This window comes from Bacillus sp. 41-22, from assembly GCF_025809295.1.
Taxonomy (GTDB): domain Bacteria; phylum Bacillota; class Bacilli; order Bacillales; family Bacillaceae_G; genus Bacillus_A; species Bacillus_A mycoides.
Genome location: NZ_CP084035.1, coordinates 3,376,455 through 3,400,883 on the forward strand (window position 1 = coordinate 3,376,455; position 24,429 = coordinate 3,400,883).

General features: G+C 34.1%; 21 protein-coding genes. 3 read left to right on the top strand and 18 right to left on the bottom strand.

Going from position 1 to position 24,429, the window contains the following annotated elements:
- Positions 1 to 25: 25 nt before the first annotated feature.
- The 8 genes from rarD to LCF45_RS17250 all read right to left on the bottom strand — a co-directional run bounded on the left by rarD (position 26) and on the right by LCF45_RS17250 (position 10,067).
- Positions 26 to 967 (bottom strand): EamA family transporter RarD, encoded by a 942-nt coding sequence (rarD, locus tag LCF45_RS17215; protein ID WP_002014350.1) that lies wholly within the window; start codon positions 965 to 967, stop codon positions 26 to 28.
- Positions 968 to 1,072: 105 nt separating this feature from the next.
- Positions 1,073 to 1,321, bottom strand: a complete 249-nt coding sequence (locus LCF45_RS17220) for a DUF1294 domain-containing protein (protein ID WP_263893006.1) — start codon at positions 1,319 to 1,321, stop codon at positions 1,073 to 1,075.
- A 112-nt stretch (positions 1,322 to 1,433) separates the two neighbouring features.
- Positions 1,434 to 2,810 (bottom strand): branched-chain amino acid transporter BcaP, encoded by a 1,377-nt coding sequence (locus tag LCF45_RS17225; protein ID WP_002128470.1) that lies wholly within the window; start codon positions 2,808 to 2,810, stop codon positions 1,434 to 1,436.
- Between the two features lie 514 nt (positions 2,811 to 3,324).
- Positions 3,325 to 3,465 (bottom strand): hypothetical protein, encoded by a 141-nt coding sequence (locus LCF45_RS17230; RefSeq protein WP_002167849.1) that lies wholly within the window; start codon positions 3,463 to 3,465, stop codon positions 3,325 to 3,327.
- Between the two features lie 57 nt (positions 3,466 to 3,522).
- Positions 3,523 to 6,885 carry a tubulin-like doman-containing protein gene (locus tag LCF45_RS17235; protein WP_263893007.1) on the bottom strand — a complete coding sequence of 1,121 codons (3,363 nt, stop codon included), beginning with the start codon at positions 6,883 to 6,885 and terminating at the stop codon, positions 3,523 to 3,525.
- Between the two features lie 83 nt (positions 6,886 to 6,968).
- A complete protein-coding gene (locus tag LCF45_RS17240) occupies positions 6,969 to 9,065 on the bottom strand; it encodes a vWA domain-containing protein (RefSeq protein WP_263893008.1) in 2,097 nt (698 codons plus the stop codon).
- A gap of 255 nt (positions 9,066 to 9,320) precedes the next feature.
- Positions 9,321 to 9,659, bottom strand: coding sequence for a VOC family protein (locus tag LCF45_RS17245; protein WP_002087749.1), 339 nt, complete (start codon positions 9,657 to 9,659; stop codon positions 9,321 to 9,323).
- A 72-nt stretch (positions 9,660 to 9,731) separates the two neighbouring features.
- Positions 9,732 to 10,067 (bottom strand): hypothetical protein, encoded by a 336-nt coding sequence (locus tag LCF45_RS17250; protein WP_002128473.1) that lies wholly within the window; start codon positions 10,065 to 10,067, stop codon positions 9,732 to 9,734.
- A 137-nt stretch (positions 10,068 to 10,204) separates the two neighbouring features.
- On the opposite strand from LCF45_RS17250, the gene LCF45_RS17255 reads away from it, so the two are divergent.
- Positions 10,205 to 10,606, top strand: coding sequence for a hypothetical protein (locus LCF45_RS17255; RefSeq protein ID WP_197236427.1), 402 nt, complete (start codon positions 10,205 to 10,207; stop codon positions 10,604 to 10,606).
- Positions 10,607 to 10,644: 38 nt separating this feature from the next.
- On the opposite strand, the gene LCF45_RS17260 is transcribed toward LCF45_RS17255, so the two are convergent.
- The 9 genes from LCF45_RS17260 to LCF45_RS17300 form a co-directional block, all read right to left on the bottom strand.
- On the bottom strand, positions 10,645 to 11,364 hold the full coding sequence (locus LCF45_RS17260) for a class I SAM-dependent methyltransferase (protein ID WP_002167847.1): 720 nt from the start codon (positions 11,362 to 11,364) through the stop codon (positions 10,645 to 10,647).
- Positions 11,365 to 11,447: 83 nt separating this feature from the next.
- Complete coding sequence (locus LCF45_RS17265; protein WP_078203404.1) at positions 11,448 to 13,142, bottom strand: peptide ABC transporter substrate-binding protein; 1,695 nt, start codon at positions 13,140 to 13,142, stop codon at positions 11,448 to 11,450.
- A gap of 417 nt (positions 13,143 to 13,559) precedes the next feature.
- Positions 13,560 to 15,275 (bottom strand): peptide ABC transporter substrate-binding protein, encoded by a 1,716-nt coding sequence (locus tag LCF45_RS17270; protein ID WP_002167845.1) that lies wholly within the window; start codon positions 15,273 to 15,275, stop codon positions 13,560 to 13,562.
- Positions 15,276 to 15,555: 280 nt separating this feature from the next.
- Positions 15,556 to 17,253: a peptide ABC transporter substrate-binding protein gene (locus LCF45_RS17275; RefSeq protein WP_263893009.1), complete on the bottom strand. Its 1,698-nt coding sequence runs from the start codon at positions 17,251 to 17,253 to the stop codon at positions 15,556 to 15,558.
- A gap of 347 nt (positions 17,254 to 17,600) precedes the next feature.
- Complete coding sequence (locus LCF45_RS17280; protein WP_078203406.1) at positions 17,601 to 18,638, bottom strand: LCP family protein; 1,038 nt, start codon at positions 18,636 to 18,638, stop codon at positions 17,601 to 17,603.
- A 17-nt stretch (positions 18,639 to 18,655) separates the two neighbouring features.
- Positions 18,656 to 19,654, bottom strand: coding sequence for a hypothetical protein (locus LCF45_RS17285; RefSeq protein ID WP_002128480.1), 999 nt, complete (start codon positions 19,652 to 19,654; stop codon positions 18,656 to 18,658).
- A gap of 12 nt (positions 19,655 to 19,666) precedes the next feature.
- Positions 19,667 to 20,200, bottom strand: coding sequence for an RNA polymerase sigma factor (locus LCF45_RS17290; RefSeq protein WP_000864747.1), 534 nt, complete (start codon positions 20,198 to 20,200; stop codon positions 19,667 to 19,669).
- 209 nt (positions 20,201 to 20,409) lie between these two features.
- A complete protein-coding gene (locus LCF45_RS17295) occupies positions 20,410 to 21,216 on the bottom strand; it encodes an ABC transporter permease (protein ID WP_263893011.1) in 807 nt (268 codons plus the stop codon).
- Complete coding sequence (locus LCF45_RS17300; RefSeq protein ID WP_002167840.1) at positions 21,209 to 22,102, bottom strand: ABC transporter ATP-binding protein; 894 nt, start codon at positions 22,100 to 22,102, stop codon at positions 21,209 to 21,211. Before LCF45_RS17300 ends, LCF45_RS17295 begins: the two co-directional genes overlap by 8 nt.
- Before the next feature lie 164 nt (positions 22,103 to 22,266).
- Between LCF45_RS17300 and LCF45_RS17305 the strand changes: the two genes are divergently transcribed.
- The gene (locus LCF45_RS17305) at positions 22,267 to 22,860 is read left to right on the top strand and encodes a TetR/AcrR family transcriptional regulator (protein WP_002128486.1); all 594 of its coding nucleotides are present in this window, start codon (positions 22,267 to 22,269) and stop codon (positions 22,858 to 22,860) included.
- Between the two features lie 95 nt (positions 22,861 to 22,955).
- Here LCF45_RS17305 and LCF45_RS17310 read toward each other — a convergent pair whose 3' ends face one another.
- The gene (locus LCF45_RS17310; RefSeq protein ID WP_002128489.1) at positions 22,956 to 23,924 is read right to left on the bottom strand and encodes a helix-turn-helix transcriptional regulator; all 969 of its coding nucleotides are present in this window, start codon (positions 23,922 to 23,924) and stop codon (positions 22,956 to 22,958) included.
- A gap of 59 nt (positions 23,925 to 23,983) precedes the next feature.
- Here LCF45_RS17310 and LCF45_RS17315 point away from each other — a divergent pair, with 59 nt between their 5' ends.
- Entirely contained in the window at positions 23,984 to 24,427 is a 444-nt protein-coding gene (locus LCF45_RS17315; RefSeq protein WP_002128490.1) for a VOC family protein, read from the top strand.
- Positions 24,428 to 24,429: the final 2 nt, after the last annotated feature.

Genomic DNA, 24,429 nt, shown 5'->3' on the forward strand with positions numbered 1-24,429 from the left:
AAAAATGCGTAGAAAATACTACGCATTATGATACTTTTGCTGATTTATTTTTAATAAATTTTGGTTGCTTCTGTAGTAGAAACTTTGTTTTCGCCATTGAAAAGACAAATAAAGCAATCCATATACAGAAAAACGCAATCATATGAGTAGATGTGAAATGTTCACCAAAAACGAACACACCTAAAATTAAACTAATAGTCGGCGCGATGTATTGTAAAAATCCTATCATATAGAGCGGAATAAGTTGTGCTCCTTTAGCAAAATAAAAGAGTGGTAACGCTGTAACAATACCTGCCCCTATTAAAAGAAACGTTGATATTGCCGAAATAGAACCGAACGAACCAAAGCCATGAACTCCTGTCATAAACAAATATATAAGTGCAAATGGCGTCACTAACATCGTTTCCATCGTAAGCCCAATTGTTGCATCATAATTTAATAATTTTTTTGTTAATCCATATAATCCAAATGAAAAAGCAAGTGAAAGAGAAACCCATGGAATTGATCCGAAACGTATCGTTAAAATAACAACGCCCAATCCAGCTAAACCAACCGCAACATATTGCCAAAAATTAAGCTTCTCTTTTAAAACAACTGTACCAAGTAAAATACTTATAAGTGGATTAATATAATACCCAAGACTTGCTTCGATTACATGGTTATGATTTACGGCCCATATGTATACAAACCAGTTTCCACTAATAAGTACCGAAGCAATTGTTAATGACATTAATAATTTAGGTCGTTTAAAAAGGGCCACTAACTCCCCACCAAACTGACGAAACCTCTTCGTTACTCCTAAAACTAACAACATAAAAACAAATGCCCAAACGATGCGATGCGCTAATATTTCATCTGCCGGTACTTCCTCCACCCATTTCCAATAAATCGGAAGGACTCCCCACATCGTATACGCACCTGCTGCATATATAATCCCCTGCTTTTGCTCTGCTGTTTGACTCCCCATCTTCCTTTTTCTCCTCTTCTCTTTTTTTCTTCATTATAAAGTCTCACATACTTACTTTACCAATATTCAATCTGCATTTCTTTCGGCATTCCTCTTGCAAATCCTTTATATGTATAAAAACACTCCTACTGTTATACTAACGAGCACTGGAATACCGAAGACAAATTTACTTTTATGCGTCTTATGATGAAACATATACATACCAATCCAAGCTCCAACCGCTCCTCCAGCTGCAACTGATAAAAACAACGTACTTTCTGGCGTTCTCCACTGCTTTTTCTTTGCTTTTCGCTTATCAAGCCCCATCATACTAAATGCTATAACGTTAATAATAATAAAGTATATCCATTTCATCTTATTCTCTCCCTTAAAAAATTCGCTTTATGTTAACACGAAAATAAGGTGCGCACAAATAAAAATGGCTATAGGTAAAAAAACTTTAGCCTACAGCCATAATTGTAATACCTTATACTCTATTTCTAATCTTACTATGTTTTTTCGCGTATATAAAATAAATAAAAATACCTACAATAACCCAAATTGCAAAACTGATTAAAGTGGTTTTAGAAAGATTTAATGCTAAATATAAACAACTTACTATCGCAAGTATAGGTAAGAATGGAACTAACGGAGCACGGAACGGTCTTTTCAAATTAGGATGTGTCTTCCTTAATACAATTACAGCTATAGATACAAATATGAAAGCTGTTATCGTTCCCACATTCACTAAATTTGCCAACAAATTCAAGTCCAATAAACCTGCTAATACAGCCGCAAGAATACCCGTAATCCATGTATTAAAAAATGGTGTTTGATAACGTTTATGAACACTCGAAAATCTTTTTGGTAACAATCCATCTCGGCTCATCGAGTATGATACTCGAACAAATGCGAACATAGCAACTAACAGAACTGTTGTTAAACCAGCTATCGCTCCAACTGATAATAGACCAGCAATTCTATCCTCTCCTACAATACGCAGTGCATATGCAACTGGATCAGCTACATTCAGATCCGTAAATGGAACCATTCCAGTTAACACGAATGAAACACCAACATAAAGAATTGTACAAATGCATAAAGAGACAAGTAATCCAATTGGAACGTTACGTTGTGGGCGTTTCACTTCCTCTGCTGCTGTTGCAACTGCATCGAAACCTAAAAAGGCAAAAAATACAGTAGCAGCTCCTCCAATAACACCATGGTATCCAAAAGGAAGAAACGGCTGCCAATTCTCTGGCTTTACATAGTTTGCTCCTACAATAATAAATACTAAAATAACAGCCAGTTTAATAATAACCATTATATTATTTATACGTGCACTTTCTTTCACACCACGACTTAGTAAAAATGTAACAATTAAAATAATAATAACCGCTGGCAAGTCGATAATCCCGCCATTCCCCATCCCTGGTGCAGAAGCAATGATTGCCGGAATATGAATATTAAACCCTAGTAGCAATGACTGAAAATAGGCTGACCATCCCGCCGCCACCGCAGAAGTAGCTAATAAGTACTCTAACATGACACACCAGCCAACTATAAAAGCAAAAATCTCACCTAATGTCATATACGTATACGAATACACACTTCCTGAGACCGGGACTGTAGATGCAAATTCAGCATAACAAAAGGCTACACAAGCACATACAATTGCAGCTAACATAAAAGATAATACAATTGCTGGACCAGCATGTTTCGCCGCTACAATACCTGTTAATACGAAAATACCTGTACCAATAATTGCTCCAATTCCTAAAAGCGTTAAATCAATTGCTCCTAAAGTTTGCTTTAACACTTTTTTCTTTTCTTCATTCATTGCTTTCTTTATAAATAAACTCATTCGTAGAAACCTCTTTTTCAAAATTATCCCTTACTCATTACAATCTTTATTACTGTTGCTATTACACATTAATAATATTCATGCTTTACTTTCACTCCCTATATAGACTCCACAAATTACATAATTTAAAATCAGAAAAATCAATCTTCTAAAAACAAGCTTGTTAACAGGCTTGTTTTTAGAAGATTGATTGAATTTATCACAGGATTAATTATATTGTCAACAATATAATTAATTCACCCGAATTGAATAATTATAAATAAAATAGCATTCCAAAATATACGATACCACTCACGAACACTGATGATTCCCATTTTAATACAATTTTCATTATTCCAAAATTCATTTTTATACATTTAACTCAATGTAATCCCCGTATGCAAACATGATAAAATCAGTCGATTTGTTATATAGAAATAACTATTCATCTTATTAGAGCAATTAACTTTCCTGCAAATTACAAACAGTATTTTCACTTAAGACAATAAAAAAAGCGCAGATGTTCATCTGCGCTTTATTCTTCCGCTTCAATTTCTGTACTATTATTATTGATATGTTCCTTTTGAGCTTCTTCTTGCAGCTCTGCTGAAATCATTCCATAATAAATTTCTGGATATAATCCAAATATTTGATATACACTTCCTAAAAATGGCATCGGAATCCCTCATTTCTAAAGTTGTATTGTCATTCTTAAGGATTCCCTTTTCACTCATTATACATTCGTTTTTGGCACTTCTTCTTCATCGGGAACATGTAATATATTTTGCCATTTTTTATAAGGCGCACTATTTGGATCCACATACCCTTTCGCATACGAACGATCCCACAATTGTTTCATAAACATCTCTTTCTCTTTCTTCGCAACCATATCTGCACCTGTTCCGTAATAGTTTTGGAAATACAGCTCAATTTCATCAAGGAATAGCCTTAACAAATCGTCAGATGTTTCTTCTAACGTCGGGTCATATTTTGCCTCACGGTCATACATTAAAATCATATCTAAAATATTATGAACATGCTCTTTACGGAGCCATCTTATATCTTGAGCGCCTAATACAAATGCATGTGTATATAAATGTCCACCTTGTATCATTGCCTTTTCTTGTTCTTCTTCAAATCGTGACAAGATGTTTTCATAAATAAACGGATTATGAAGCAATGCTCTGTGCAACTTATAACTTTCACTTGAAATATTTTTCCCCATCGACTGAATTAAAAAGCTACGGCCAACACCATTATATTGATACACGAATTGTCCATCAACAGCAACTAAGCTAATCCAGCGATACATATACGCGTATAGAAGAGCACGATTACATTTGTCGTAATCTAACTTCGTTTGCGTTGCATTCAAGTCTGGCATAAAGGCTGGTAAGTGCCAATATTTATCTAAATGCGGCGTCAAACTAGATTTTTTACTATTTAATTTGTTCACGCGGCGATAATACGATTGAAAATAATCACCTTTATCGTTCATAAAACCATTCGCAATATGTCCAGATGAAAGCTTAGGAAAATCTTGTAGCGATAATCCGTAATGAGCACGATAACAAATCACTTCAAATGGTGAAAACGCCTCGTTTACCGTATCTTTTTCTTTAAACATTTCTTGCAATAACTCTTCTTGCAATTCTTGTTTTAAAGATGGATGTACGCCCCAATATTGTAATTCTCTATGATGAGAAACTTTCGGAACGAACGGACTTGCTAAATGGAAAAGATCTTCAATTTTTTCACGAACGTATTCATCACGATCACGCTTCTTGAAATCTGCTTCTTTTCGCAATGCTTCAACGATATTAAGCTCTAATTTGTCACGATAGCGCACTTGAAGTTCGTCATAACAATAACTCAATATATGTTCACGATAGAAGTCTTCCACCTTTTTCGACTGAATTTCTTCGGCTTTCGCATCACGACAATATTCCCCGTACAAGCTCATATAAATTTCGGACGATATATCTTTCGGTAATACACCTAAATTTAAATGTTGCTGCATATCTTGCCAAATCTTTTCTTGCAATTTCTCTTCAGCTAATACGTATACATTCGTCGGGTTCGTTCTCCCCTCAAATTCCTTGCTTCGCTTTTGGATTTCAAACAATAAATTTTCACGTGTTTCGTATAAATTATCAAAGAATCTTTCCCAATATTGAATCATTTTATCAACTGCTTGGTATAGCGATTGATACACGAGTTCTAACAACATTTCTTTACGATACTCACTTAATTTGTGTACGTACTGCGTTACAATATCTTCAAATTCTTTTTTAAACAAACGCTGCTGATTATTAATCATTTTTCCAAACCAGCCTTGTTGCTGCGCAATTTCAACGCGGCGAACAGCCGTTACAGTTCCATCAATATTACTCACATTAAATTTCTTATCGTAGTTTTGAATTAAATTACGCTTTTGTTCATTATTTTCATGTAGTCGATTCATCTTCTCTACTAACTGCTTACGAATTTCATACAGCATAAAACGTGCTGCAACTGGATGAACTGGATCCGTTTTCTTTAAAAACCATGTATTTAATTGGTAAGACTGTCCTTCTGAGCCACTCGGTGTAAAGCGGTCTGATTCGATCATGTCATATAAAAGGGTAGTAACATGCTCATGTACACGGCTCGGAATGGCATAAGCATATAAACGAACCGCATGATCAACTCTCGCTACTTCCCCCTTCATTTGTTCCATCATTTTAAGCTTCGCAGCCGATATTTTGCACTCATGCTGCAGGCGGTTTAATTCCTCATCTTTTTGCACTGTACGGTGTACGTAACTCTCTACAGCATCTAAAAACAATTTTGATTTTGCAACACCGAGCTTACCACCCTCTGCCCCTTCACGTGTTTCATGGTACATTTGTCTATAAAAAATATGAGCTTGTTCTGGCCGAGTAGCAAGATGCTCTAAGTCTTCTAAATAACTTTTCCCGCGCTCTGGCTTTTCACGCTGCATACCACGTTTGACATCTTGGTCGTATCTTTGCTTTTTTTCTTGAAACAGTTGATCTAAATGAAGCCAAGATTCATCTAAACCTTGCACCGCCCATTTTAAAGCACAGTATTTCAAAACGTGCTCATACGGATAAATAAGTTTTGCCGTTCCTGCTCCACAATATCTCCCTTTCCCACTCGATTCTGCCAATTGCTGAATTTGATTATCTTCTTGTGCAAAATGATTTGCAGACATTGGACTAAATAACTGTAAATAAATCGTATTTGCCATTTGCTCCATATAATCCGATAAATTGTGCAAATGGTGCCCATGTAAATTTTCATAATCATATAAGAAACAATAATTGTACGGTAAATGATGCTGCTTTATCGTATGGTTTGTTCTTCCGTCCTCATCCACTTGATCAGGACGATATTCTAATTCAATCGTTACGCCGCCTCGTTTTGATAATTCACCAGTCGATCCAAGCGTAATAGCGTGCAACTCTTTTAACGATGCATAACCATTCGCTTGCACAGTTTCAAACTCTTTCGCACTAACCGTTCTCGTCTTAACTAAAACATCTGGCATTAAAAACGCACCGCGAATTAAAATGTTATGATGCTGCAATTTCTTCCGGAGCATCTCACGCAAATATAATGCGATTTGTAAAAACATCCCTGAGCCTGTTCCGCCGGCTAGTGATGTTACAATAATGACACGTACACCATATTCGGTCTGATCACTTGTAACTGGAAAAATCTTCTCGATTTCTTGCCAAAACGATGTGAGTTTATCTTCTTTCATCGCAGCACGTAACGCTAACCGTGAAATGACGCGTAACTGTCCAGCCCCTTCTGTTAACGGTTTATCAAGTATAGTCGGATCCATCGGAAACCACTCTGGAATCGTTGGATCTCCCGCAATATACTCTCTCGGTGTTTTACTCGAGCTCGTTTGCGTCTTAAACTTCCGAATATGATCAAATTTACTCAATGTATTCACATCTGTATCAAATACATGCATCGCTACCTTTTTACGACGCTCCTCAGGTAATCTTTCATATATTTGATGTGTGACAGTACTACCGATTCCACCTAAGCCAATTAAAATTGTTGGAACTTGTAATGTCATGTGAACCACCTTCCTATTCTTGCTTGTTTGAAAAGAAGAATAAAGAGAGCCGGGCCTCCTCCGCCCCTCTTACACCCTATCTACTATTCACATTCGTACCGGTAAATCTCCTTACCATATCCTCTATCAATTACTAAAAGTTCATTTGGATACAACGTCTTATGCTCCATTCCTACCTCTTCCTCTGTTATAAACATCCCATCAATAATCATCCCAACCACTTGCGATTCTTTCGCTACAAATATAGATTTCGATCCTTTTTTCGCTATTAATGTTACAGATTGCACAGTCTTTCTTTCTGCTCGGAATGGAATGCCAAAATAGTGCTTCCACCATTTATTTTTAAGTAACTCTGGTTCAGATTGATAAAGCCAATCTTTCGCTACTTCTTGATCCCATTCGTAATATAGTAATGCTTTCCTATGAAATCTCGGACGAACAATCCATCCTAAAATAATAATTCCTACTATTAAAAGTAATAAAGTGATAGGAATTACAAATTTAAAAATGAGCGCATACTTCTCAAAAAACGGCGCATTTTCAATGTGCAGTACGATCTTTTCCTTTACTTCTTGTAATGTTGAATCATTGACCGTGATGGTAGCCTCTACGGTGCCGGTATCTGTAAAATTGAATGTGTCGGAGTAATAAGGTCGAGGATAAACATAAACTTGACTACCATGCTGTTTTAATTCATAGTTGATCGATTGATTCGATGTGACACCAGTAGATTTTAATAGTTTCTTTACAGCCTCTTCTGTCATCGGTTTACCATTTAACTGGGGCTGTAAAATAAATGGTTTACTATTTTCTAAATTTGTTACCTTTTCTTCATAATCTTTCGTAACAGCTTGAAGTGTTAATTTTGGTTTTTCAGCTGGTTCAATCTTGAATTCTTTCGTCTGTCTATAAAATCCCTTTATATTCATATGGACTTTCCCGCGTACTAACGCTTTACCAACCTGTGTCTCGTAATAAAACACATGTCTTTTATCATCCCACTTCATCGGATACTGCTTTCCATCTATTTCTACTTCTGCTTCGAAATAAGAAGTTTGAATTGGTAATTCAGTAGGTTTCGCTTCAATAACAGCTGTCACACCTTCATACATTTTCTCAACATTTTTTCTATCTTTATCATCTTTGTCGTACGTAGAAACAGTATAATTAAGCGCTGGTTCAACAAGTACTTGTAATCCCTCTTTCTCAATGTCCTGATCCACTTCTATCGTATATGTCCCTGGCTTAATCACTTCCTGGTTCGCTGTACTTACATGCACTATATTTCCGAATAATTTAGCTTCTCCTGGTGCATGTATAGAAAAAGAAGACTGCAATTGTAACGGTTTGGAAAGTTGCATAACTTTATAATTAGACAAAGAAGGTGATTGTCGTACAAGCGTCATACGCTTTAATGGAAACGGTGTTGTAATCTCTACTTTTTTCCCTACTATTTTCGTTTTGACAATCGACTCAACAGAAGAAAATGGATCACGATTTGCAACTAATGCTGCCACTTGATTCACACTTTGTACAATACCATCCTCACCGCTAGACGGCATGACAACTCCATTCATTTCTTTTTTCCAAATCTCTTTAAACGTATTTAACTGCAGCTTCTCTTGCTGCCCTAAATCCTCTTCCATCGTGATTAAGACTGGATGTAAAGAGATCTTTTTCGAATCCATTTCTTTCTTAAACTGCGCTAACTTCTGTGTAATTTGTTCTTTTCCGCCAATCTTATCTTTCTCCAAATCATTAAATGCCCCGTCAGTTAATACAATAAGCCAAAATTCACGTTTCCCATCTATATCTGCTTCCTTTTTTATAGATTGCATCGCCGTTTCTACTGCGCTAAATGGAGTATTTAAATATGTTTTCCACGCCCCAATCCCCTCAATTTCTGTTTGCCTTTGATCCTTTGTTAATGAAATGTTTAATGGAGCATCCGGCTTACTCATTGGAACGTAAGAAAATTTATCTTTCTCATCTAATAGCGCAACTAAACTTTGCAAGGCGTAATTGGCATACTTCCAGCGATCGTTATTTCTCATGCTGCCCGAATCATCATATACAAGTGAAACGACCCTTTCCTTTGCCTCCTCTCCTTTTGCAAAAACTGAAAAAGGTAAACATATAAATAGAAACAGCATGAACGTGGCACAAATTCGAATTTTCATGATGAGGCTTCGCCACCTTTGTAGACAAATTCCTATGTTTAAATTTATGAGAGGAAACAAGATATATGACTTGTATTTTAGGACAACGAACGAGCCATAACTTTATTATGTAAATAGATATATAACTTGGTAATATTCCTTCTAGCATTTTCTATCCAATTATATAAGTAAAAAAGCCTGTTTAAGCTCCACCCTTAAAACAGACTTTTCCTACTTTTAAAATTAAAAACTCTTAACAAAAAGTTTGATTTTTAATTAGCACATCACTTCAATTGTATATCCTCCAGGTGCTTCGACATAAAACGTATACGCATGTGCATGTTTAGGCGGTTCGACTGAAAATCCGTCTTCCTTCAATCTTTGATTAATTTTATTAACTTGTTCTTCATTTTCTTGTGGAAATCCTACATGAAATGTTTTCGGATAATGAACTTCTTTCCCTTTCATTAAAGTTAATATAAACCCATCATTATCCCGCAAAACCGCAAAGGCATTCCCCCTTGTTCCACTACAAGTTAAACTAAAATATTTTTCTAAAAACTCTCTAGCAGCTGTTACATCTATAACTGTTAAATTAAGATGATTAATTTTCAATTCACTCACCTTCTTTCTTAATTTTCTAACATTTTATCATATAAATAAAAAACACGCCTTTCACAGCGCGTTTCATTGCTTCACATATACCTCAACAATTGGATTATCTTTATTATCTGCATGTAAACGTATATTCTCTTCACCCGTATTATAAATGCTAGCTACCAGCATAACTGTTAACAAATTAGGGATTTTCCCGTCACTTCCATATTTTCGTTCAAGAGCTTCTGTATACTCGAAATCCAAATCACCCTGCACATATGTATACACTTCAAAACCATCTTTCAAATTACATACGACCGTATCAATAATATCCGCCCCTACTTGTTTCTTCATTTCACCTCGCAGTGCTTCTATTAATTCCTCCCAAGGAATTTCGTATGTCTGAAATTGGTCTGTAGATTTCATTTCTCTTCCTCCTCGTTATGTATCCTGTTCGTATATTTCCCCTTTCGTATAACAATTATGATAGATAGGTCATTCGTACAAGCCGCACTTGTCCTGCTTACATATCGTATTACGGTAATACGGAAGGAGGAAAGAACATGCATAGAAAAAGATGTTATGATACATGCCAACGTTATTTCGGTAAAGTTGTTCGAATTGAAGATCGGGATGGTCGCATTCACTTAGGCAAAATAATAGATGTAACAAACGATTCTGTTTGGATTGAACCAATGCAACAGCGCTCATCTTTTGATACAGGATTCGGGTACTATAACGCATATTCAAACGGCGGATGTGATATTTGCGGTGGTATTAGCAGATGTGATAACTGTGGATTTGGATGCGGTGGTGGATTCGATGGTGGATTTAGTGGCTGTGGATGCGGCGGTCGTGGTTGCGGTGGTTGTGGCGGCGGTGGCTGGGGCGGCGGTGGCTGGGGCCTTGAACTCGGATTTGGCTTTATTTTTGGAATTACTTTGGCTGCATTATTTTTCATCTAACATAGTAAAGAGTTGACTATCTTTAGCCAACTCTTTTTCTATTTTTCACATATAAAAATCCGATGCCCTAAAATATGTTGATACATAAGCAGTACTTGTTCGTGTTGCACCCACGCCTCATACAATTCTTCCGGAATAAACGGTGATACATTCCACTCTGGCTCTTCCACATGTCCTGCAACTGTTTCTGCAATAGTTCCGCCACCCGCAATTGTAATTCTTTTAAAATTTGCTGCTTGAAATAAATGAATCCACTCATTCTCAGTTAATAATTCTTTCATGCCATATAATTGGGCAATTTTTTCTTCCTCACTCTTCTCAATATGTGTATTAATAATCATTTCAATGACAACAAGCTTACCATCCTTCTGTAATACACGATAGCACTCTGAGATAACCCTTTCTTTATCTGTAAAAGCGAGTATCGATTCCCCAAGCACAAACTCAAATGAATCATTTAAACAAGGTAATCGCTCTGCATCACCTTGGATCAATTGTATATTCAATCTTTCAAACAACCATCTATCTTTCGCTTTTTGAATCATAATTTCATTCTTTTCAATCGCTGTTACTTTATAACCGAATTCTTTTGTCATGTAAGCCGCTGTTTTCCCCGTACCACAACCTATCTCAAGGACATCCGCTCCTTGTTTTAGAGGCAGTTGTGCTAGCAATTGTTTTGTTAACGTAAAACCACCAGGATGAGCACTTCCTATTCCGTAATAAGCTAAGAAATCGATGTAAGTATTTCGTTCCATGGGATTCTCCCTTTTTTATTTTATATATTCAAGGAAGAAAGAAAAGTGCATAGAAAAAAGGGCGCATCACGCGCCCTCTCAGCTTATTTTTCCTCACCGATATATGCCCATTTGTAGCTATAATCTCCACCAACTGGGTGGTGAACAATACCTTTTACTTTTGCTCTTTGAACGATAGCATCACCACGTTGATATAATGGTGCAATTGCTGCATCTTCAAGTAACATTTTCTCAGCTTTCAGTAAGCTATCCCAACGCTCTTTCGTTTTCGTTAATAGCTCGCCTTTACCTTTTTCTACAATTTCATCATATTTCGGATTTGAATATCCAGTTTGGTTATGAGGTCCGTTTGTAACGAACATATCAATGAATGTCATTGGATCTAAGTAGTCAGGCCCCCAACCAGCGTAAGATAAATCATAATCTAGATCTGATTCTAATTTTAATTTTTGTTTAAACGGCTGATTTTTCAAATTCACTGTTAATCCTGGTAAATTCTTCTCAAGTTCTCCTTTTAAGAATTCTCCTACTTTTTTCGCACCATCACCATCATAATTTAATAATTCTACTGTTACTTGATCTTTTCCAAGCTCTTTTTTCGCTTTTTCCCAATGCTCTTTGGCCTTTTTCAAATCTGTTTTTAAAATATCTCCATTTTCTTTACGGAAGTCTTTTCCATCTGGACTCTTTGCAAATTCTTTTGGTACTAAGTAATCTGCCGGTGTAGACCCGTCATTTAAAATAACATTCGCTAAACCTTTTTTATCATACGCCTTTGCAATCGCTAAACGTAAATCTTTACTCTTTAACACTGTATCTTGCCCACCACGTTTTTGGTTTAAACGTAAGAAGTAAGTTGACGGTGTTTTTTGTGTAAAGAAATCAGGATTTGATTTATATTTGTCAACAAATTCAGATGTAAGTCCTGAACGATCAATTTGTCCACTTTCATATAAGTTTACACGTGTACCGCTATCTTTTACTACGTTAAAGTTGATTTCTTCTAACTTAACTGTTTTATTATCCCAGTACTGTGCATTTTTCTTTAATTTCCAACCTTCTTCATGTTTCCAGTCTGTTAATGTAAATGGTCCGTTGTATAACGTTGTATCTGATTCCAAACCATACTTTTCCCCTTTTTCTTTTACGAATTTTTCATTTAACGGATAGAATGTTCCGAATGAAGTTAATTCAACAAAGTAAGGAACTGGATTTTCTAATTCTACTTCTAATGTGTAGTCATCTACAGCTTTTACGCCTAGCGTATCAAGCTCTGCTTTTCCTTCATTAATTGCTTTTGCATTTTTCACATCAAACATAATGTATGCATATTCCGCTGCTGTATTTTTATCTACCGCACGTTTCCAAGAGAATACGAAATCTTTCGCTGTTACAGGCTCTCCATTTGACCATTTTGCATTTTTATTTAATGTAAATGTATATTTTTTACCATCATCACTCTTTTTATATGATTCAGCAACCCCTGGTGTTGCTTTATTATCTTTATCCAGTCGATATAAACCTTCCATTACGTTGTTTAAAGCAAGAAACGATACTTGGTCTGTCGCTTTAGCAGAATCCATAGATGGAATCTCTTGGCTCTCTGTTAAATTCAACACTTGCTTCGCTGCTAATTTTCCGCCTTCTTTTTCACCGCTTTTTGGTGTTGTGCTTGCCTTATCTTTTTCCCCTGATCCAGAGCAAGCTGTTAATGCCATACTCATTACTAGAACTGGTGCTACAACCGCTGTTAATTTTGTCATCTTTTTTCTCTTCATTTTTTTGTACCCTCCCCAATTATATGTACGATATTAACATTTAGAGATTCTCTATTAACTTTCGTTATCAGAAAATTCTTATTAATTAATATTCTACTGTTTTTTCGAGTTTTGTAAAGTAGTTTTGTAAACTTTCTAAATATTTATTTTTTTATGATAGTAACTTGTTGTTTTAACTACTATATGAATTATCCCCCGTCTACTATATGTAAACATATCTCCTCTTATTCTTCGCTATTGCTAAGTTCTATATTTTTCTTATAAAAATGATATCACTAGCTATTTTATTGAATCCCTTCTACTATTCCTACAGTAGAATTTTAAAGGTGACCTCAAAATTCCCATGTGTCTTATTCTCATATTCATACAAAAAAAGCATTTCAAAAGCATATTAACCACTTTTGAAATGCTTTCATATTATTTCTTTCCGCCATCCTCAGTTACATACGCCCACTTAAAGCTATATTCTGGACTAATGTTGTGTTTCACAATTCCTTTTACATTTGGCTTCATTACATATGATCTTCCTGTTTGATATAAAGGAACTAATCCTGCATCTTCTTCAAGGAATAATTTTTCTGCTTTTCCTAACGTTTCCCAACGCTTCTTCGGATCAGACAGTAATTCATTACCTGCTTTTTGTACCATTTCATCGTATTTCGGGTTTGAATAACCCATTTGGTTATACGGGCTCTTCGATTCAAACATATCAATAAATGTCATTGGATCCGAATAATCTGGGCTCCAACCTGCAAACGAAACTTCATAATCTTGCGCTGACTCTAATTTTAATTTTTGTTTGAATGGCTGAATTTTCGTGGTAACTGTTACACCTTTTAAATTTTTCTCAATTTGATCTTTAAAGTAATCAGCAATCTTTTTCGCAGTTCCATCATCATAGCTTAGTAATTCGATTGTAACTTGATCTTTTCCAAGTTCTTTTTTCGCTTCTTCCCAAGCTGCTGCGCCTTTTTTCACATCATATTTCAGACCATTTTTAAATGTATCTTGATAATCTTTACCATCCGGCCCTATCGCAAGCCCTTTTGGAACCAATTGATCCGTTGCTTTTGATCCATTATTTAATATAACGTTTGCTAAACCTTTTTTATCAATTGATAATGCGATTGCTTCACGAAGTTTTTTGCTCTTTAACGGTGTATCTTGTCCGTTACGCTTTTGATTTAAACGTAAGAAGAACGTACTTGCTTCTGAATACTCACCATATTCATCTTTGTTCGATTTATATTTATCTACAAATTCTCCTGATAATAATGTAAAGTCAATCGATCCTGTATCATATAAATTTACTTTTGTAGCCACTTCTTTTACAACGCTGTAATTAATTTCTTCTAATTTCACAGTCTTATTATCCCAATACTTATCATTTTTCTTCAGCTGCCAACCTTGTTCATGTTTCCACGATGCCATTACAAATGGCCCGTTATACAATGTTGTATCTGCTTCTAAACCGAATTTCTCTCCTTTTTCTTTTACGAACTTTTCATTTAAAGGATAATATGACGGGAATGCTAATAAATTTAAGAAGTACGGTACCGGTTTTTCTAATTCTACTTCTAGTGTATAATCATCTACCGCCTTCGCTCCTAATTCAGTTCCAGGTTTTTCTCCTTTATTAATTGCCTCGGCATTTTTTATATAATAAGCAATAAACGCATATTCTGCAGCTGTGTTTTTATCAAGTAAGCGCTGCCATCCGTATACGAAATCTTTCGCTGTTACAGGATCTCCATTTGACCATTTCGCATCTTTACGCAGTTTAAACGTATATTTTTTACCATCTTCGCTTTTCGTACTTGATTCTGCAGCAGCCGGAATAGGCTTATTATCTTTATCAAGACGATATAATCCTTCCATTGTGTTCCCTAAAATTTGTGCCCCTAACGTATCAGTAGATTTAGAAGTGTCCATCGTCGGAATTTCTTGATTTTCCGTACGATTTAATACTTGCTTCGCTGCATATTTAATATCAGCTTTTTTTTCTTCCCCACTATTAGATGTAGTAGTCGTTTTCTTCTCCCCACCTGATCCAGAGCACGCTGTCAATGCAACACTCATTGCTAAAACTGGTACTACAACCGCTGTTAACTTTTTCATCTTTTTTCTCTTCATTTTTGTACCCTCCCTAATTATATGTACATTACCAACCCTTGAGAGACCCCTTGCTAACCATTAATTTTCTGAAAATTATAACTAATATTATTCTACTCTATTTTTCGTATTTGTAAATAGTTTTATTTTAAATATTCTGATTTTTATCTTCATAAATTAGTATGATTTATCCCCCATCTACTATATGTACATACTATACGCCTTATTCTTCTCTATTTAACTGAGCTAAAAAAAGCATTTCAAAGTAGCTAAGCTACTTTGAAATGCTTTTTTAACTCTATTATTTTTCAGTCACGTATGCCCACTTAAAGCTAAATTCTGGACTGATATTATGTTTTACTACACCTTTTACATTTGGTTGTAAAACATAAGAATCCCCACGTTGATATAAAGGTACAATCGCTACATCTTCTTCAAGTAATGTTTTTTCAGCTTTTCCTAACTCTTCCCAACGTTTCTTCGCATCGCTCATTAATTCAGTACCAGCTTTCTTCACCATTTCATCATATTTAGGATCTGAGAAGCTCATTTGGTTATGAGAATGCTTAGACTCAAACATATCTAAGAATGTCATTGGATCTGCATAATCTGGATTCCAACCACCGTATGAAATATCATATTGTTGCTCAGATTCTAATTTTAGTTTTTGCTTAAATGGTTGAAGTTTAATGTTAACTGTTACACCTTTTAAGTTTTTCTCAATTTGGTCCTTAATATATTCTCCAACTTTTTTCGCATTACCAGTATCGTAGTTTAAGAATTCAATTGTAACTTGATCTTTACCAAGCTCTTTTTTCGCTTCTTCCCATGATGCAGCAGCTTTTTTAGCATCTGGTTTCAAACCATTTTTAAACGTTTCTTGGAAGTCTTTACCGTCCGGTCCAGTCGCTAATCCTTTTGGAACTAAGAAGTCAGCTTCTTTTGATCCATCATTTAAAATTACGTTTGCTAAATTCTTTTTATCAACTGATAGTGCAATTGCTTCACGCAATTTTTTGCTCTTTAATGGTGTATCTTGTCCATCACGTTTTTGGTTCATACGAATGAAGTACGTGCTCACTTGTGAGAATGTTCCGAATTCATCTTTCTTATTTCTGTATTTATCTACGAACTCTCCATTTAATAAAGCAAAGTCAACTTGACCGCTATCATATAAGTTAATTAGCGTTGCTGCCTCTTTTACAACACTGAAGTTAACTTCTTCAAGTTTTACAGTCTTTTTATCCCAATATTGATCATTTTTCTTTAATTTCCATCCTTGTTCATGCTTCCAATCTTTAAGAACGAACGGTCCGTTATAAACTGTTGTATCAGACTCTAAGCCGAACTTCTCCCCTTTTTCTTTTACGTATTTTTCATTTAATGGGTAGTACGATGGGAATGCTACTAAGTTTAAGAAGTACGGTACTGCTTGCTCTAATTCAACTTCAAGCGTAAGATCATCTACCGCTTTCACTCCTAATTCAGCAACAGGTTTTTCTCCTTTATTAACCACTTCTGCATTTTTAATTGGGAATGCGATAAATGCATACTCAGCAGCTGTTTTTGGATCTAATAGACGTTGCCAAGCATATACGAAATCTTTCGCAGTTACTGGATCACCATTTGACCATTTTGCATCTTTACGTAGTTTAAATGTATATTTTTTACCATCTTCACTTTTCGTACTAGATTCTGCCGCAGCTGGAATCGGCTTATTATCTTTATCAAGACGATATAACCCTTCCATCGTATTCCCTAGCATTTGTGAAGATACTGTATCTGTTGATTTAGAAGAATCCATCGTTGGAATCTCTTGTGTTACTGTTCGATTTAAAACTTGTTTTGCCGCTAATTTTTCCCCTGACTTACTATCTCCACTTGAGTTTGTGCTTGTCTTTTTATCTCCGCCTGATGTAGAACATGCTGTTAATGCCATGCTCATTGCTAAAACCGGTACTACAACTGCTGTTAGTTTTTTCATTTTTTTCTTTTTCATTTTTGTACCCTCCCTAATTCTAAACGATAGCTATTTAAGAATTTTCTGATAATTCTGTTTTTCTTTATATATTTATCAGACGATTCTTACTACTTCTTATTCTACTAATTTTTTAAAATTTGTAAAGTGTTATTATTGAAAATTGTTAAAAAATTATTTTCTTACAGTAATATTCATAAAAATTCCATATAGTTTTTTAACATCATTTATTATCGTTACATATACACTAATTTAATAGTGTTAATGATACTTTCCAATAAATAGACTGTAGATTGTCGTTAATAAATAATGTATATTCTAGAGATCTCTTTCCTACAAAAACAAAAAAAGCAGATATAACATCCGCTTTAATTTCCCTCAATTTGCTTCTCACTTAATCCAAGATGTGTTCTGAGTGTATTACTCAAATTTTGCAAGTCTTTTTTATTAGGATTATAATAATATACACTCTTCCCATTTGGGCCATTTGGTAAATATAAATCATCACCGTTCAGTTGAATCTTCTCAACTGAACAATCTAAACCATATTTATAAAAAGATAAAATATCATCCAATGCTAAATTTGTTTTAAAATCGCCATCGACGGCCTCAACCATTTTCTCCAGTTTTGTAATAGACCCTACACTTTTTAATTTACTTAAAATCGCCTCAATAACAAGTTGTTGGCGCTGTCCCCTCATTGCATCACTATCAATATGACGAGTTCTCGCCAAAGCAAGTGCTTCTTCTCCCGTTAATTTTTGAACCCCTTTTTTCAAGTGAATCGTATCAGGTTCATCTTTACTATTTTGTTCAGTAAATTCAACCGGGACATCTACCTCAACACCATCGAGCCCATCGACAATTTTAATAAATGACCCAAAATTAAATTTCACAAAATAATCTACCGGTACTTGCAGCAACTTTTCCACTGCCTCAACAGAAGCTTGTGGCCCTCCATCCTTTCCGTTTTTAACGAAACCACTTCCATATGCGTGTGTTATTTTATCTTTTTTCTTTTCGATTGGAACATATGTATAAGTATCTCTTGGTATACTGGTTAATTTCACTGTCTTATCTTCTTTATTAAACGTAGCTAACAATAATGCATCCGTATGAAATGCACCATTATAGCCCTTTTGCCGTTCTTGATTTTCATCAATCCCCATAATTAACATTGAAACGTTGTGTGTAATTGGCTTTACAGCTTTCTCACGTAAATTTGATTTTTCACCACGCGATAAGTTCAAATTAGATTTTTGTACGAGATTAGAAGTTTTCATATATACATAAGCACCATACCCCACTCCGCCAAATAGTAATACTCCTAACAATACACTTATGATCGTTGTCTTTTTATATTTTCGTTTATTTTTCTTTTCTCTTGAAGGAGAGGTATTCTCCATATAGTTCCCTCCGTTTTCTATTCATCTAATATGTTTTTCAATTTTTCATAATTAGTGCTATCCTTTTGAAATACATTCTCTTTCAATCCTTTGTTTATTTGTATCCATTCAGTCGTAATCGAATATTGAATCATACCTTCATGGAAACTAAGGAACTTCAACATAATCCCCGTATTTTTCTCTACAACCATTTCAAATTTCCCACTCAAATCTTCAGATGTACTTACAGGCATTTCTATGTTTATTACCCCTTCTATTTTGTAGCAATCGAGTCCAAGATACTTCGTTTCTTTATAACTCCAATCTTTATATCGAATTAACAGATCAGCAAATTCTGATTGAATACTGTACTTAGCGAATCCCACATATTCGTCATCATACCGTTTCTTCTCACCTGATTTTCTCAACAACCTTTCCATAGGGCTTAATTTTAATAGTTCATTATTTCTTTTTTTAGGGATCCATCTCGTCTCTTTATACGTATTATTCTTATCATTAAACTCTTTTTTTCCGTCCTCGTTATAAATAATCGTGCTTTTTTTCGATAGTTTGTCTTCTTTAGATGAAATACCACTTTGTTTCTCCGTATCAATCACATATTTATATGTTGTAGCAATTCTTGTAGAGCTAGAATATTCTTCGAATTGCCCTGAAACATTTTGGAAATGATCAATTGAATCAAGCATCTTTTGATGAATCTTCTCCTTATCTGGATAATTGACGTTCGACTTTATTTCTTCTTCATTCTCATAATCAGAAAACGCATTCTTCTTTACGTAATTAAACATCCCTCCATTTTGTGCAAAGCTCTGTATAGAAAACTCAGACATAGATACAATTGATAGCGTTAGAACAGCGGCACTAATAAACATCATATGTACTCTATAACTCTTTCTTTTTACAGGAAGATTATGAAGTGTATCATTAATTTTTTCATTTAGTGCCTGTGGCAATACGGTATTATCCTTTTCTATTCTCTTTTTTAATTTTTCATCAAATGATTTTTCTTTATCCATTTTAACCACCTCCTACTCCATCTTTAATCGCTCTTCTAATTGTTCCCTTGCACGTGACAATCTTGATTTAACCGTGCCTTTTGGAATTTCTAAAAGCGTTGCAATACTTTCTTGATTCATATCTTCATAATAATAAAGTACAGTTACAGCTCTTAGTTCTTCCGTTAAAGACTGAATAGCATTACAAAGATCAATATCTTCATATCGATCGAACGCTACCATATTACTATCATGATCCTCAATTACAATTACTTTTTTATAAGAGCGAATTATATTGTTACACTCATTTATTAAAATTCTAATTAGCCACGTTTGAAAAAACTCTTCCTTTTTCAGTTTTTTTATATTTTCATAAGCTTTTAAAATTGTTGCCTGCATTGCATCCTCTATATTCGTCTCATCACGTAACATCGCCTTCGCAATGCGATACATCTTTACTTTTTCTGTATGTATAAGTGTCATAAAAGCCTCATGATTACCCTTTTTTGCTAAAGAAACATCCGTTTCTTCTTTTACAATCATCTTATATAAAGGAATTACTTTCACAATTGGTCCTCCTGTTTCAGCCTCTCTATTAATTAAACTTTACACATATTAGACGGAGTATCCTAGAAAAAGGTTCACTTCTTTTTGAATATTTCTACAAGAAAAAATGTAAACATTCCATTTTGACTATCTACTTAAATGTTTCTCTAAAAGATATCCCTTCGAATTTACAAACGAAAAAAGCCCACTAATTAAGTGGACTTTCTAATTTACAACGGTAAATCCCTCTTCCTAAACACTACAATTGCTACTATGAAGATACAAAGCGCTCCAGCAGTTAAGCCTATACTTACTGGCCATATATTATATGTTCCTTCAGCAATTTCTTTCGGACGAAACAATGTAAATAAAGATATATTTCTCATCCACTCTAACTTATCACTTAATTTCCCTACCATATCTAATACGAAAAATAAGATTGTTAAACTGGCTGAGTAGCTAAGTGCCTTTCTTTCATCATTACATATACAAGAAAAGAAAAATGAATAGGCACTAACTACTAAAAATATAAGCCCTCCGACTATGTTTATTTTCAAAAATAATTCTCGATTTAAGTTATTATCTTTTAAAAACCATTCTGCACCTAATATACCAGCTACATAAGTAACAATTACAATTATTAGTAGCCCCAATATGAGAACAGCAGCTTGTGTAATTGCAATTTGCACCCTTGATACAGGTGTTGCTAATAAATATGCCATCGCCCCTTTATCTACATGACGAGCAATTAAATGCGTTGCAACCGTGACACAAAAAATTGTTAAAATGATAATAAACAACAGGCTATAATATTCACCAGCTAAAAAATCCATTACATTTTGAATTGGGCTTTCCATTCCAACAATTTTTTTCACACTATCAGGCATGGCACTTATTAATTCATTTAAACCTTTGGCTGAAACCATCGATGGGAATATCCAAATTAATAACCATAAATAAAGAGTTGCACCAGTAGCATAGCTGAATATACTTTTTTTCGTTTCTTTCAAACTAGCTAAAAATAGTTGTTTATTCATGCTTTACCCCTTCTTTCTTCTCGTAATAATGCATAAATAAATGTTCTAAATCCGTCGCTCTCGTTTGAAGTGCAGTTACATTATAGTTTGAAAGTATTTGTAAAACAGTTTGATAGTTTCCTTGCACAATAATTGACGCCTCTCTAGCTTTCACTCCTTCAAATTGCAAATCACATTGTTTAAGAGACTCGATTTCTTCTTGAGATGATACGGTTACATCTATCACCTGTCTTCTCATGCCTTGTAAATCATGAATGTTTTCAACGGTTACAAGACAACCATCTTTAATAATAGCTACTCTGTCACAAGTTCTCTCAATTTCAGTGAAAATATGTGATGACATAAGGATTGTTTTTCCTCTTTGCTTTTCCTCTAATATTAAATCTATAAATACTTGTTGCATAAGTGGATCGAGTCCTGATGTCGGTTCATCTAAAATTAACACTTCTGGATCATGCATAAATGCCGCAACTATACCTACTTTTTGTTTCATTCCTTTAGACATTTTTCGAATTGGTGTTTTCACATCGAACTGCAAACGTTCTATCAATTCATCTCGTCTTTTTATATTTTTTAACCCACGCATTCCTTGCATCAAATTTAAAAACTCTAATCCATTCATTCCTTCAATAAAAGAAATCTCTCCTGGTAAATAGCCAACTTCTCTTTGAATTTTCGCAGCATCTTCCCAACAATCTAATCCGAAAATTGTCGCTTTACCAGCCGTCGGTTTTATAAATCCCATTAAATTACGAATCGTTGTTGATTTCCCAGCACCATTTGGTCCTAAGTAGCCAAAAACTTCTCCTTCTTTCACTTCAAATGTAATATCAAACAAGCCTTTTCCATTTGAAAACTGTTTTGTGACATTTTGAACTGAAATCATAAACCCACCTCATTTTTTGAAATATTTAACATGTGATATTTCAAAATTATTGTACTCCTCATCTTTCATATTCGCAACAACTTTTTGAAATATTTATATGTCCATATTTCAAAAATATTGTTTTCAATTATTTTTTCTTGTATATTTTAAATGAGGTGATTGTATTGAACGGCTTTGAAAAAGTGAAAGAAAAGAAAAAACGTGCCATTAAGGATGCGGCCTTTAAATTATTTTCAGAACGTGGATTTAATGAAGTGAAAATAGAACATATTGCAAAAAAAGCAAACGTTTCTCAAGTGACAATTTATAATCATTTCGGAAGTAAAGATGCGTTATTTAGGGAACTTATACAAGAATTTATAATATCTGAATTTCAATATTATAAAGAGCTTGCAGAAGAAAAATTACCTTTTCATGATATGATGCAAAAAATGATTGTAAGAAAAATGAATACTGGGGGATTATTTCAGCCTGATATGTTACTACAAATGATGCAAAGAGACGAAGCGCTTCGAGAATTTATTTATAGTTATCAAAACGAAAAAATCTTGCCTTGGTATTTAGAAATATTAGAACAAGCACAGCGCAAAAATGAAATTAATCCACACCTTTCAAAAGAAATGATGTTACTTTACATTCAAATGTTCACTAAATTAGGTGATGATTTCGGGGCACAGCTTCTTGAAGGAGATCGAGAAAAACATATACAAGATGTAGTTACGATGTTTTTTTATGGACTTTCCGTCCCAGAAAAATAATTTTTTCTAAAGAACAAACAAAATCATAAAAAAGCCCTTTGGATATTTAAATCTCAAGGGCTTTTTCATGTCGAAAAGAATTATTAAAACTAACTTTATCTCAAAGAAGTTAAATGATGTTTTATAGATACTACCTTATTATAGATTAAATCTTTCAGCATGACAGGCTGAATTGAGATAATCGTTTTTCCGAAATTCAAAAAATAACTTGAAATAAAATCAATTTCTTTCTTGTTAAAATAGCCTGTTATAATGTAATTTTCTTTTTCTTTTTGTATCCTCATGGAAGGATAATTCTCTTTATCAAAAATGTCTTTTCCTTCTTGATTAACAATGACAATAAAATCAATTGCATCAGGCTTTCTGTGAAAAGTAGTAAGATAACTTAATAGTTCTTCGAGCTTTTTTGGATTAGTATTGCTTGTTTCCATAATAGAGAGTATTTTATCACATCTAATTATTTGAACATTACTTGTCTCAAAATTAAAAATTTTAGCATACCACTGTCCAAATTTAGATTCTATTCGAATAAATTGGGCGACCAATGCTTTCTCCTCATCTTTTTTCAAATATGTTAAACGATAAACCCGTTCAGCAAAAATCCCCTGTAAAAGTTCTTTTAAGAACGGACTAAAGTTACTATGATTTGTTACTTCAAAGGAAAGCGTTCGTTCCATGATTGAAATATTTTTACTCACATTATCAGGTAATACATGTTTAAATTTATTTTCAAGCGCAATACTTTCTATATTAAATGGCTTTGTTTTGTATCCATTTAATGTAAGAATCGAAAAGTATAACGCATACATTTCATCCACACTAAAATATATTGGTGATAACACACTATTTTCTATAATTTTATAACTTCCATTTCTACCTAGTTCAGAATATATTGGTACACCTATTTCTTCTAATGATTGAATATCTCGTAGAGCGGTACTTTTAGAAATATCATATCTAACCATTAAATCTTTTAAATTAAAATATCTTTTATTATTTAAGAAAATAAGCATATCATTTATTCGTTCAGTTTTTTTCATATTTCCCTCCATAAAAGGTGTCATGTATTGAAACCTTTTTAGTCTATATTATAATTATTAACTAATAAAGGAGTTATATATTTATGACATTAGAAATAGCTATTTTTCTTTCAATGGATGGGCAAGCAAAGGAGGCAATTAATTTTTATACACGTAATTTAGAAGCCAAGAAGTTAATGATTGTTACGTATGAAGAACTGGCCAAAAGAGATAGTTCTTTTGAAATTACAAATGAAAATAAAGATCATATTGCCCACTCTGTTTTACAAATTGGGAATACAAAGCTAATGATAGCCGAAGATACAATGAACCCTACTGAACGTTATAGCGTTGGAAATAACATGTCACTTTGCATTCAAAGTGCTAATTTAGAAGAAATACAAAGATTTTATAATAATTTAATTTCCGATAAGCATGTGAAAATAATCTCTCCATTAGAAAAAAATATATTTAGTGAAGCATATGGTATTATTGAAGATCCTTTCGGCATACAAATCCAGTTAATGTATGATAAACGATTAAACTAAAT